Origin of the sequence: Streptomyces sp. RP5T (assembly GCF_003933965.1) — a bacterium.
Lineage (GTDB): Bacteria > Actinomycetota > Actinomycetes > Streptomycetales > Streptomycetaceae > Streptomyces.
The window spans coordinates 1-8,693 of sequence record NZ_RSAJ01000355.1 but is presented as its reverse complement, the minus strand read 5'-3'; the positions used below and the strand labels follow the sequence as shown (position 1 = coordinate 8,693).

General features: G+C 71.8%; 9 protein-coding genes. 4 read left to right on the top strand and 5 right to left on the bottom strand.

From position 1 onward, the window contains the following. Window positions 1-29: 29 nt before the first annotated feature. The 5 genes from modB to EHS43_RS29445 all read right to left on the bottom strand — a co-directional run bounded on the left by modB (window position 30) and on the right by EHS43_RS29445 (window position 4,310). On the bottom strand, window positions 30-887 hold the full coding sequence (gene modB, locus EHS43_RS29465) for a molybdate ABC transporter permease subunit (protein ID WP_125193764.1): 858 nt from the start codon (window positions 885-887) through the stop codon (window positions 30-32). After that, window positions 884-1,714 carry a molybdate ABC transporter substrate-binding protein gene (gene modA, locus EHS43_RS29460; protein WP_125193763.1) on the bottom strand — a complete coding sequence of 277 codons (831 nt, stop codon included), beginning with the start codon at window positions 1,712-1,714 and terminating at the stop codon, window positions 884-886. The genes modB and modA overlap by 4 nt, the downstream gene beginning before the upstream one ends. 192 nt (window positions 1,715-1,906) lie before the next feature. Next, the gene (locus tag EHS43_RS29455; protein ID WP_125193762.1) at window positions 1,907-2,302 is read right to left on the bottom strand and encodes a molybdopterin-binding protein; all 396 of its coding nucleotides are present in this window, start codon (window positions 2,300-2,302) and stop codon (window positions 1,907-1,909) included. 679 nt (window positions 2,303-2,981) lie between these two features. Beyond that, entirely contained in the window at window positions 2,982-3,275 is a 294-nt protein-coding gene (locus tag EHS43_RS29450) for a putative quinol monooxygenase (RefSeq protein ID WP_125193761.1), read from the bottom strand. Between the two features lie 66 nt (window positions 3,276-3,341). Next, window positions 3,342-4,310, bottom strand: coding sequence for a carbohydrate kinase (locus EHS43_RS29445; protein ID WP_125193760.1), 969 nt, complete (start codon window positions 4,308-4,310; stop codon window positions 3,342-3,344). 264 nt (window positions 4,311-4,574) lie between these two features. Between EHS43_RS29445 and EHS43_RS29440 the strand changes: the two genes are divergently transcribed. The 4 genes from EHS43_RS29440 to EHS43_RS29425 all read left to right on the top strand — a co-directional run bounded on the left by EHS43_RS29440 (window position 4,575) and on the right by EHS43_RS29425 (window position 8,690). After that, window positions 4,575-5,591, top strand: coding sequence for a sugar ABC transporter substrate-binding protein (locus EHS43_RS29440; RefSeq protein ID WP_125193759.1), 1,017 nt, complete (start codon window positions 4,575-4,577; stop codon window positions 5,589-5,591). A 146-nt stretch (window positions 5,592-5,737) separates the two neighbouring features. Continuing rightward, complete coding sequence (locus EHS43_RS29435; protein WP_125193758.1) at window positions 5,738-6,751, top strand: ABC transporter permease; 1,014 nt, start codon at window positions 5,738-5,740, stop codon at window positions 6,749-6,751. After that, a complete protein-coding gene (locus EHS43_RS29430) occupies window positions 6,748-7,584 on the top strand; it encodes an ATP-binding cassette domain-containing protein (RefSeq protein ID WP_125193757.1) in 837 nt (278 codons plus the stop codon). Before EHS43_RS29435 ends, EHS43_RS29430 begins: the two co-directional genes overlap by 4 nt. A gap of 74 nt (window positions 7,585-7,658) precedes the next feature. Further along, window positions 7,659-8,690 carry a LacI family DNA-binding transcriptional regulator gene (locus EHS43_RS29425; protein ID WP_125193756.1) on the top strand — a complete coding sequence of 344 codons (1,032 nt, stop codon included), beginning with the start codon at window positions 7,659-7,661 and terminating at the stop codon, window positions 8,688-8,690. The last annotated feature ends 3 nt before the right edge of the window (window positions 8,691-8,693 follow it).

Below are 8,693 nucleotides of genomic sequence, written 5' to 3'. Positions count from 1 at the left end.
GTGGTCGGCGGTTTCTCCGCCCGTCCCGGTCATCGCGTCGCCATCCAACGGTCGCGCAGACCCGCCAGTACCGCCACGGACACCGCCAGCAGCACCAGGCTGAGGGCGATCGCCGCCTCCGGGTCGCTCTGGAGGGCGAGGTAGACGGCCAGCGGCATGGTCTGGGTACGGCCGGGGAAGTTGCCGGCGAAAGTGATCGTCGCGCCGAACTCGCCCAGCGCCCGCGCCCAGGCCAGTACGGCGCCCGCGGCGACACCCGGCGCGATGAGCGGCAACGTGACCCGGCGGAACGCGGTGAAGCGGGAGGCGCCCAGTGTCGTCGCCGCCTCCTCGTAGCGCGGGTCGGCGGCCCGCAGGGTGCCCTCCACGCTGATCACGAGGAACGGCATCGCGACGAACGCCTCGGCGACCACGACCCCGGCCGTGGTGAAGGGCAGCGTGATCCCGAACCAGGCGTCCAGCCACTTCCCGACGACCCCGTTGCGGCCGAGCGCCATGAGCAGGGCGACACCGCCGACGACCGGGGGGAGGACCAGCGGCAGGGTGACCAGGGCTCGGACCAGACCGCGGCCGGGGAACTCGACGCGGGCCAGCAGCCAGGCCAGCGGGACCCCGATCACCAGGCTCACCGCGGTCGCCGCCGTGGCGCAGAGCAGGGAGAGCTGGAGCGCCTGCCAGACATCGGCGCTGGTCAGCTGCTCGGGCAGGGAGCGCCAGGGCGCCCGTACCAGAAGCGCGATCAGGGGCACGACCAGGAACGCCAGCCCGAGCAGCGCCGGCACGAGCAGCGGAAGGGGCGCACCCCGGCCGCCCCCTCGCACGCGCCGCCGCCGCGGCCCGCCCCGGAGGGTCTCGGTCACGGTGTCGGACGGGTCGGCGCGGGTCACGGCTTCAGGAACCCCGCCCCGGTCAGGACCTTCTGGCCCTCGGCGGACCGCACGAGGGCGAGGAACGCCTTCGCGGTGTCCGTGTGCCGCGCGGCCTTGAGCACGGTGATCGGGTAGTCGTTGATCGCGTCGGCGGACTCGGGGAACTCCACGCCCTCCACCTTGTCACCCGCGGCGCGCACATCGGTCCTGTAGACGACGGCCGCGTCGGCCTCCTTCAGTTCGACCTTGGTCAGCGCGGCCTTGACGTCCTGCTCGTAGGAGACCGGAGTGAGCTTCAGCCCGCTCGCGTCGAGGGCCTTCTGCGCGGCGGCACCGCAGGGCACCTCCTTGTCGCACAGGACGACCTTCAGGTCCTTGTCCGTGAGGTCCTTGAGCGAGCCGACCTGGTCCGGGTTGCCGGGCAGCGTGGCGATCTCCAGCTGGTTGCGCACGAAGGTGACGGGCGTGCCGGAGGCGTCCCCCGCGTCGGTGACGATCTTCATCGTCTTGGGGCTGGCCGAGGCGAACACGTCCGCGGGGGCGCCCCCCGTGATGCTCGCGGCCAGCGAGTCGCTGCCGCCGAAACTGAAGGTGACCTTCGTGCCGGGGTGGGCCTGCTCGAACTGCGTGCCCAGCGCCGTGAAGCTCTCCTTGAGGGAGGCGGCGGCGAAGACGGTCACCGTGCCGGAGAGTCTGTCCGACGAGGACGAGGACGAGGACGAAGACGACTTCGAGGACGAGGAGTCCGAGTCGGACGACGAGCAGGCGCTCAGAGCCAGCAGTGCCGCGGCACCCGCGCCGGCCGTCCGCAGGGCCAGGCGGTTCCGGCGCGCGGTAGGGGTCATCACAGGTCCACTCCCTCGGGTCGTCCCGGCTCCGCCCTCGGCAAGGCCGCGTATCCCGATCATACTGACGCAGATGCCAGGCATAAGTCCCCTGTCGCATCGCATGAGCGGGGAACGTGATCCATCGGGCTGGCATGTGCGTTCGTACGGGGAGTGTGGGAGGTGGTCCCGGGCAGTGGATCGGCGACCGTGTCAGGTGCGGTCGATGTGCACGTTCGTCGACTTCACCCGGGCGGTGGCCTCCACCCCGACCTCCAGGCCGAGTTCCTCCACGGCCTCCCGCGTCAGCAGCGACACCAGCCGGTGCGGGCCCGCCTGGATCTCCACCTGGGCCGCCACATCGCCGAGCTTGACGGCGGTGACGATGCCGGGAAAGGCGTTGCGGGCGGAGGTGTGGGAGGGGACCTCGTCGTCGCCCTCGCCCTTGGCCAGTTCCACGGCGAGGGCGGCCAGGTCCCTGCCGTCGATGAGGCGTCGCCCGCCCTCGTCCCGGCGCGTCGGCACCCGCCCGGCATCCGCCCACCGCCGAGCGGTGTCGGGGCTGACACCGAGCAACCGTGCGGCCTGGCCGATCGTGTAGGACTGCATAGGCGCCAAGATAGGCGATCGGTGTGTGGCGAGGGCCCTGAGCCGTCCCGGTCACCTGACGGCTCCCGAGTGCTGTCGGCCGTCGGCCCGCTGCCGGCTGTCCCCGGCCGTCGGACCGGTGCCGAGCCGTCCCGGCCCCGGCCCGTTGCTGAGTGCTGTCGGCCGTCTGCCCGCTGCCCGCTGCCCGTCGCCGGACCGCCGCTGGTCGCCCGACCGGTCCCGGTCACCGCGACCGCTCCCGGCCGCTGGCCTGCACCTGACTGCTCCCGGCCACCGTGGCCGCTGCCGAGCCGTCCCGGCCCCGGCTCGCTCCTGAGTGCTGTCGGCCGTCTGCCCGCTGCCCGTCGCCGGACCGCTGCTGGTCGCCCGACCGGTCCCGGTCACCGCGACTGCTCCCGGCCGCTGGCCTGCACCTGACTGCTCCCGGCCACCGTGACCGCTGCCGAGTGCTGTCGGCCGTCGGCCCGCTGCCGACTGCCCCGGTTGCCGGACCGCTGCTGGTCGCCCGACCGGTCCCGGTCACCGCGACTGCTCCCGGTCACCGGCCCGCTGTCGGTCGCCCGACTGCTCCCGACCACCGCGACCGCTCCCGACCCTCGGCCCGCTGCCGACTGCCCCCGGCCACTGCGACCGCTCCGGCCACCGCGCCGCCGCCGACCGCCCCCGGCGGTGCCCCGTCTCAGTCCACCGGGTCGAGGAACGTCAGCACGGAGGCGTCCTCCTCGATGAGCGGGGCGAGTGCCGTGTTGAACGGGCCGCCGTACGGGGCCTTCAGGTGTGCCTGGAAGGCGTCCTCGTCCCGGTACACCTCGAAGATCCAGAACGCGCGGGGGTGGGACGCCTTGGTGTAGACGTCGAAGGTGAGGTTGCCCTCCTCCGCGCGCACCTTGAGCGCGTACTCGCGCAGCAGACGGGCGACTTCGTCCCGGGCGCCCTCGCGGGCGGTGAACTCGGCGAGCAGGGTCTTCTTCATGGCGCTGTGTCCTCGTGGTTGTCGTTGCGGTTGCGGTCGCGGTCGCGCTTGTGGTCGGGGGGCGCCTCAGGAACCGGAGTCGCCCGCGGACGCGAACTCCGTCAGCTGGTCCCACCGGGGAGGGTTGGAGCCGGTGACCGAGCAGGTCAGGGCCGCGACCCGGGCACCGAAGGCGCAGGCCTCGGCGACGTCGTCGAGGCGCAGGTCCGTCAGCCGGCCGCCGAGCAGGCTCTGGGCGCCGAGGTGGTGCAGCAGGCCGGCGGTGAAGGAGTCCCCGGCCCCGACGGTGTCGACGACCCGGGCCGGCACCGCGGGCACCCGTACCCGTTCGCCGTCCAGCGAGGCCAGGGCGCCGTCGGCACCGCGGGTGACGACGACGAGCCGTGCCCCGGCGGCATGCCACAGATCGCACGCCCGCTCGGGCGGGGTGCCCGGCAGCAGCACTTCCAGGTCGTCCTCGCTCAGCCGCAGCACGTCGGCGAGCGCGCACCAGCGTTCCAGCCGGGCACGGTAGACGTCGGGGTGCACGAGCAGCGGCCGGACGTTGGGGTCGATGCTGATGGTGGCCCGGGGAGCGGCCGCCGCCAGGAAGCCCTCCACGACGCTCGCGCCGGGATCCCGGACCAGGGCGAGGGACCCGGTGTGCACGCAGACGCTCCCGGACAGGTCGACCCGGGCCAGTTCGGCGGCCGTCCACTGCCAGTCGGCCGTGTTCTGCGCGTGGAAGGAGAACACGGCCTGCCCCCGGGCGTCCAGCTCCGCCACGGCCAGGGTGCTGGGCTCGGCGGCCGCGACGGCGTCCGACAGGTCGACCCCGGCGGCTTCGAGCCGGGCCCGGAACAGCCGCCCGAAGACGTCCCCGGACAGCCGGGCGAGGAAGCGGGCCGGGGTACCGAGGCGGGCCAGGGAAACCGCCGTGTTCGCAGGTCCGCCGCCCGGCAGGACGCGCAGGGCGAGTTCGTTCGCGTCGCCGGCGGGCACCGCGAAGGCGTCCGCGACGCACTCTCCCAGGACGGTGATCTGACGCGGGCTCATGGGCTGCTCTTCTCTGACGGACATGCCGACGTACGGACGCACCGGTCACGTCGCGGGCCCGGGCCGCCGCACGGCCACGGTGATCGTGGCCCGCGGAGGTTTGCCGATTTGTGACGAGCGCGAGGCATTGACGTTTCCGGGAAGCGGAGTCCATCATCCTCGCCATGCAGTGTCAACGATGACATAAGTCAACGATGACGCAGACGCACTGGCGGCATACCTCCATGCCGACCGCGCCGCTCGTGATCCCCGCAGGAGTTGTTCATGTCTCGCATCTCTCGTCCGACCTCCTCCCTCCTCAGAGTCGCCGCGTGCACGTCGGTCGCGGCCCTCGCCCTGACGGCCTGCGGATCCGGCTCCGGCTCGACCTCCACGGGCTCCGGATCGGGAAGCGTGAAGGTCGGTCTGATCACCAAGACCGACACCAACCCGTTCTTCGTGAAGATGAAGGAGGGCGCGGAGAAGGCCGCCAAGGAGAACGGCGTCGAACTGTCCACCGCCGCGGGCAAGTTCGACGGCGACAACGCCGGTCAGGTCACCGCCATCGAGAACATGGTCGCCGCCGGTGTGAAGGGCATCCTGATCACCCCGAGCGACTCCAAGGCGATCGTGCCGGCGATCGCGAAGGCCCGCGCCAAGGGCGTCCTGGTCATCGCGCTGGACACCCCGACCGAGCCGCAGAGCGCGGTCGACGCCCTCTTCGCCACCAACAACCTCACCGCCGGCGAGCTGATCGGCGAGTACGCCAAGGCCGCCATGAAGGGCAAGGCCGCGAAGATAGCCACCCTCGACCTGGCGCCGGGCGTCTCGGTGGGCGTGCAGCGGCACACCGGCTTCCTGAAGGGCTTCGGCGCCGGCGAGAAGGACGTCCTGTGCGCCCAGGACACCGGCGGCGACCAGGCCAAGGGGCAGACCGCGATGGAGAACTGCCTCCAGAAGAACCCCGACATCAACCTCGTCTACACCATCAACGAGCCGGCCGCGCTGGGCGCGTACACCGCGCTGAAGGCCAAGGGCCGGGAGAAGGACGTCCTGATCGTCTCCGTCGACGGCGGCTGCACCGGCACCCAGGCGGTCAAGGACGGCAAGATCGCCGCCACCTCGCAGCAGTACCCGCTGAAGATGGCCGCCGAGGGCGTCAAGGCCGTCGTGACCTACGCCAAGGACGGCAAGAAGGCCTCCGGTTACACGGACACCGGCGTCAACCTGATCACCGACAAGGCGCAGACCGGCGTCACCTCCAAGGACACCGTCTTCGGCCTGGAGAACTGCTGGGGCTGAGCCGCGCCCCCGGGACCGTACGACATCGCTCTTCCCCTCAGCGGGGCGGCCGGCCCCTCCTCCCCGACCGGGGACGGCCGCCCCCTCGTCCCCTTGTCCTCCGCCAAGGACGGACCAGGACTTCTGTCTTCCGACAAGGACTTCGCATGACCGCCACGTCCACGCCCCCGAGCACGTCGTCGCCGTACGCCGGACTCAAAGCGCCGACCACGGCCCGCAGGCTGCTCACGGCCCCGACCACCGGCCCGCTGGCCGCCCTGCTGCTGGCCTGCGCCTTCTTCTCCTTCTCCACCGACCAGTTCCTCACCGGCGGCAACTTCTCGCTGATCGTGCAGCAGGTCATGGTCGTCGGCACCCTCGCCATCGGCCAGACGCTGATCATCCTCACGGCCGGCATCGACCTGTCGTGCGGTGCCGTGATGGCCTTCGGCAGCATCATGATCGCCAAGATGGCCGCCGAGGGCTCCCTGCCGCCGCTCCTCGCCATCGCGCTCGGCATCGCGGTCTGTGCCGGCTTCGGGCTGCTCAACGGACTGCTGGTGCAGAAGATCCCGCTGCCGCCGTTCATCGTCACCCTCGGCATGCTCAACGTGGCCTTCGCGCTGACCCACATCTACTCCGAGGAGCAGACGGTCACCAACCTGCCCGGCCCGCTGACGGCACTCGGGCAGACCTTCCCGCTCGGCCACACCGACATCACCTACGGCTCCCTCGTCACCATCGCCCTGTTCCTGCTCCTCGCCTACGCGCTGAGCAGCACCGGCTGGGGACGGCACGTCTACGCCCTGGGCAACAGCCAGGAAGCGGCCCGCCTGAACGGCATCCGCACCTCCCGGCTGACCATCGGCATCTACACCGTGGCGGGCCTGCTGTACGGCATCGCCGCCCTGCTGCTCATCTCCCGCACCGGGGTCGGCGACCCGCAGGCCGGCCAGACCGACAACCTCGACAGCATCACCGCCGTGGTCCTCGGCGGCACCAGCCTCTTCGGCGGACGCGGGTCGGTCCTCGGCACCTTCATCGGTGTCCTCATCGTCGGCGTCTTCCGCAACGGCCTGCAGCTGATGGGCGTCGCCTCCATCTACCAGACGCTGATCACCGGAGTCCTGGTGATCCTCGCGGTGACCGTCGACCAGATCTCCCGGAAGAAGGCCCGATGACCGCCACCTCCACCCCGACGCCCGTGCTCCAGGCCCGCGGTCTGGTCAAGCGCTACGGCCAGGTCACCGCGATCGACGGCGCCGACTTCGACCTGCTGCCCGGTGAGGTCCTCGCCGTCATCGGCGACAACGGCGCCGGCAAGACCAGCCTGATCAAGGCCCTCACCGGCGCGCTCATCCCCGACGCCGGCGAGATCCGCCTGAACGGCAGGCCGATCAGCTTCTCCGGGCCGCAGAGCGCCCGCGCCCACGGCATCGAGACGGTCTACCAGGACCTCGCCGTGGCCGCCTCCATGGACATCGCCTCCAACATGTTCCTGGGCCGCGAGCTCCGCCGCCCCGGGGTGCTCGGCAGTGTCTTCCGCATGCTCGACAAGAAGCGGATGCGTCAGGAGGCCGCCGAGCACATGGCCGACCTGAAGATCGGTCTGCGCTCGCTCACGCAGTCGGTCGAGACGCTCTCCGGCGGCCAGCGGCAGGCGGTCGCGGTGGCCCGTTCCGTGGCCTGGGCCGGCAGCGTGGTCGTCATGGACGAGCCCACCGCCGCGCTCGGCGTCAAGGAGTCCGGCCAGGTCCTCGACCTGATCCGCCGGGTCCGCGACAAGGGCATGCCGGTCGTCCTGATCAGCCACAACATGCCCCACGTCTTCGAGATCGCCGACCGGATCCACGTCCACCGGCTGGGCCGCCGGGCCGCGGTGATCAAGCCCTCCGACTACTCGATGGCGGAGGTCGTCGCCATCATGACCGGCGCGCTCACCGTCGACGAGGCCGGAGATACTGTCGTAGCGGATTCCGCGGCGGCCAAGGCCGCGGGCGTCCAGGCCACCTGACCACCACTCATCACTCGACGGAATCCGGCCGAGGCCGCGGCCGGAACCGACGAGCACAGGAGACGGTTTCCTCCATGGCAGCGAACCGCCGCCCCACCCTCGCAGACGTCGCACGCGAGGTCGGGGTCAGCGCCAAGACGGTCTCCCGCGTCCTCAACGAGGACGGGCCCGCCTCGGCCCGCACCAGAGAACAGGTGCTCGCCGCCGTCGCCAAGCTCGGCTTCCAGCCGAACCTCATGGCGCGCAACATCCGCGTCGGCGGACCCGACACCACCATCGGTCTGGTCATCCCCGACCTCGGCAACCCCTTCTTCGGCGCCGTGGCCCGCAGCATCGAGGACACCGTCCGCGAACGCGGACTCACCCTGCTCATGGGCTCCTCCGCGGACGACCCCGAGCGCGAACGCGCCCTGACCGACAAGTTCCTGGCCCGCCGCGTCAGCATCCTGATGGTCGTGCCGTCCGTCGGCGCCGACCACTCCCACCTCAAGAGCCACCGGGCCGCGGGCCTGCCCGTCGTCTTCCTCGACCGCCCGGGCAGTGGGCTGGCGGCGGACTGCGTCGTCAGCTCCAACCGCACCGGCGCCCACGACGGAGTCGCCCATCTCATCGCCCACGGCCACCGGCGCATCGGCTTCATCGGCGACCTGCCCACCACGCTCCACACCCGCCGCGAGCGCCTGGCCGGCTACCGGGCGGCCCTGGAGGACGCCGGTATCCGGCCCGACCGCTCCCTGCTGACCAGCGCCCACGACCAGCACGGGGCCTCCGTCGCCACCACCCGGCTCCTCGAACTGAAGGATCCGCCCACCGCGCTCTTCGCCGGCAACAACATCGTCGCCCTGGGCATAGTCGCCGAGCTCGCCCGCAGCGGACGCAAGGACGTCGCCGTCGTCGCCTTCGACGACGTACCGCTCGCCGAGGCCCTCGAACCGGCCCTCACCGTCGTCGCCCAGGACCCGGAGGAGATCGGCAGAACGGCGGCCGCCACGGCCCTCGCCCGCCTCGACGGCGACCGCACCCGCGCCCGCACCATCACCGTCCCCACCCGGCTGATCACCCGGGGCTCGGGGGAGCTGCCGGTGCGGGCGATGCAGGGGGTGTGACGG

Coding starts and splice junctions, on each gene's coding strand:
- modA (WP_125193763.1), bottom strand. CDS start 1,714: ATGACCCCTACCGCGCGCCGGAACCGCCTGGCCCTGCGGACGGCCGGC.
- EHS43_RS29455 (WP_125193762.1), bottom strand. CDS start 2,302: ATGCAGTCCTACACGATCGGCCAGGCCGCACGGTTGCTCGGTGTCAGC.
- EHS43_RS29450 (WP_125193761.1), bottom strand. CDS start 3,275: ATGAAGAAGACCCTGCTCGCCGAGTTCACCGCCCGCGAGGGCGCCCGG.
- EHS43_RS29445 (WP_125193760.1), bottom strand. CDS start 4,310: ATGAGCCCGCGTCAGATCACCGTCCTGGGAGAGTGCGTCGCGGACGCC.
- EHS43_RS29440 (WP_125193759.1), top strand. CDS start 4,575: ATGTCTCGCATCTCTCGTCCGACCTCCTCCCTCCTCAGAGTCGCCGCG.
- EHS43_RS29435 (WP_125193758.1), top strand. CDS start 5,738: ATGACCGCCACGTCCACGCCCCCGAGCACGTCGTCGCCGTACGCCGGA.
- EHS43_RS29430 (WP_125193757.1), top strand. CDS start 6,748: ATGACCGCCACCTCCACCCCGACGCCCGTGCTCCAGGCCCGCGGTCTG.
- EHS43_RS29425 (WP_125193756.1), top strand. CDS start 7,659: ATGGCAGCGAACCGCCGCCCCACCCTCGCAGACGTCGCACGCGAGGTC.